The 2,331-nt window shown below is 71.4% G+C and carries 2 protein-coding genes; one reads left to right on the top strand and one right to left on the bottom strand.

Annotation, left to right across the window (positions count from 1 at the left end; all coding sequences use genetic code 11):
* Window positions 1-855 (bottom strand): hypothetical protein (locus AC1DUQ_RS20890; protein ID WP_477074535.1); only part of this gene is annotated, 855 nt, incomplete at its 3' end.
* 423 nt (window positions 856-1,278) lie between these two features.
* Here AC1DUQ_RS20890 and AC1DUQ_RS20885 point away from each other — a divergent pair.
* Entirely contained in the window at window positions 1,279-2,301 is a 1,023-nt protein-coding gene (locus AC1DUQ_RS20885) for an IniB N-terminal domain-containing protein (RefSeq protein ID WP_477074534.1), read from the top strand.
* Window positions 2,302-2,331: the final 30 nt, after the last annotated feature.

Here is a 2,331-nt window from a genome sequence, read left to right as displayed (position 1 = left end):
GTCCTCGAGCGTGGTGAGCACGCTCGCCAGGACCGAGTCGCTGCGCTCCGGCGAGGTGGTGGCCAGCGCGGCGTCGCGCACGGCGGGGACCACGGAGCCGTCGGGGCACAGCAGTCCGCTGACCCGGACGTGCTGGAGCGCCTCGGCCACCTCGGTCGGCCCGCACCCGAGCACCGTGGTCAGCGTGCCGGGATCGGACGGAGCGCCGAGGCACATCGCCAGCACCACGTCCCGCATGAGCGGGAGGTCGGCGTCCCCGACTCCCGCGAGCCGCCTGACCGGGTCCCAGGCGGCGAGCACGCCAGGACGGTCCCACGGCTGCGGCCCCACTCCGTCGGCCCCGTCGAGCACCGCGTCCACGAGGCACAGGACGCCACCGGTGAACGCCGTGAGCGCGTCGACGGCCGCACCGTCCAGGTGGTGGCCGAGGCGGTGGCGCGCGCGGGCCTCGACCTGGCCACGGTCCAGCGAGTCGAGGCTGACCGTCGTCCCGCGCTCTCCGATGAGGTCGCGCAGCTCCCCCAGACCGCGCTCGACGGGCCACGGACGGAACGCCACGGTCACCTGCGCCCCGGGGCGGTGCGCCGCGGCGACGATGCGCCGCACCGCGTCGTCACCGAGCTCGTGCACGTCGTCGACGATCAGCGGACCCTCGTCGAGGTCGTCGCGCGGACGGCCCCGACCGTTCCCGTCGCGCGCGTAGAGCGTCTGCAGCGACCGGAGCGCGAGGGTCTTGCCGCTGCCCCCCGGACCGGTGACCGCGACGAGGCGGGGCGCCCGCGGGTCCTCCTCGATAGTCCGGAGCAACCGTTCCACCTGAACCACGCCGGTGGCGCCCACATCGTCGGAGTGCATGCCGTCGTCCCCCACTGCGCCGACCGCGCGCTACTGCACGGCTCGTCGGTACGTTCGGTGCGGGCCTGGCCACGTCGCCGGGCCCCCTCCCCCTCGCATGATGCTCTCCGGCCGGGCGAAAAGCACCTTCCGTCCCGATTGCCCCTAATGCCCGGGGTCCTGCGCTCTCCGCGGGGGGCGGGCGTAGCCGCTGGTCAGACCTCTCCCGTGAACCCCCGGTGCCGGGTCGGCCTCGAGTGCGGACCGGACGATTTCACCCCTGCCGGCACGGGCCCGGAACCCCCCGTCGTCCGGCCACCAGGCGTCCGGAGCCCCCAATGCACCGGTCGCGCGAGGGGGGAGGCCCCCGATGGACGCCCGCCACGGCCTCCCTAGCGTCGACGTGAGCCGACCGGGATCGGCACTCCGACCGAGAGGAACACCATGTCCAGCGTCGCGAGCACCCTGCTCGACTTCATCCTCAACCTCCTGCGCGACCCGGAGACCGCCGCGGCCTTCGCCAGAGACCCGCAGGGCACGCTCGAGGACCACGGCCTCGGCGACATCACGTCCGTCGACATCGAGGACATCATGCCGGTGCTGATGGACGCGTCGCCGTCCAGCTTCGACCGCGACTACACCACGGGCGGCAACACGCTCGGCGCCACGCAGTCGTCCACGGGCGGCGGCGGATCGGCCGGCGGTGGCGGTGGCGGCGCGAGCGACGGAGGGTCGTCGGCGGCGCTGGCCGGAGGCGGGAGCGTCGGGGTGAGCGCCGCGATCCCCGCGCTCCAGCAGGTGTTCCAGACGTACACGTACAACACCACCTCGATCGACGACCGGGACACGATCGTCGACTCGTCGGTCAACCAGAACATCTGGGCGGACGGCGACGTGCACCAGATGTTCGACCTCGACACGGTGGTCGCGTCCGGCGGCGGGGTGGCGGCAGGGCGGGACATCTCCGGCACGGTCGTCGTCGGCGACGAGAACGTGGTCGGCGAGGGGAACTCCGTCGGCAACACCGACAACTCGAACCAGGGCAACACCACCGACTCGTACAACCCGAGCGACTCGTACAACGACAACTCCGACAACTCCGACGACGACGGGGTCGACAACGACAACTCGCACAACGACAACTCGACGGACGACCACACCGACAACTCCGTCGACGACCACAGCGACAACTCGGACGACGACGGCATCGACGTCGACAACTCGSACAACGACAGCTCGACGGACGACCACTCCGAGACCGACAACTCSGTCGACGACCACAGCGAGGTGGACGACCACAGCGACAACTCGATCGACGACCACACCGACAACTCCGACGACGACGGCATCGACGTCGACAACTCGGGCAACGACAGCTCGACCGACAACTCGGACGACGACTTCATCGACGACGACAGCTCGTACACGGACCAGTCCGACGACGACTTCGTCGATGTCGACGTCTGACCCGACGCACCACCGACCGGTCCCCGGGCG

The sequence above is a fragment of the Cellulomonas sp. P4_B5_2 genome, assembly GCF_056402235.1.
The sequence above is the reverse complement of the archived record's forward strand: the minus strand, read 5'-3'. Positions and strand labels throughout refer to the sequence as shown.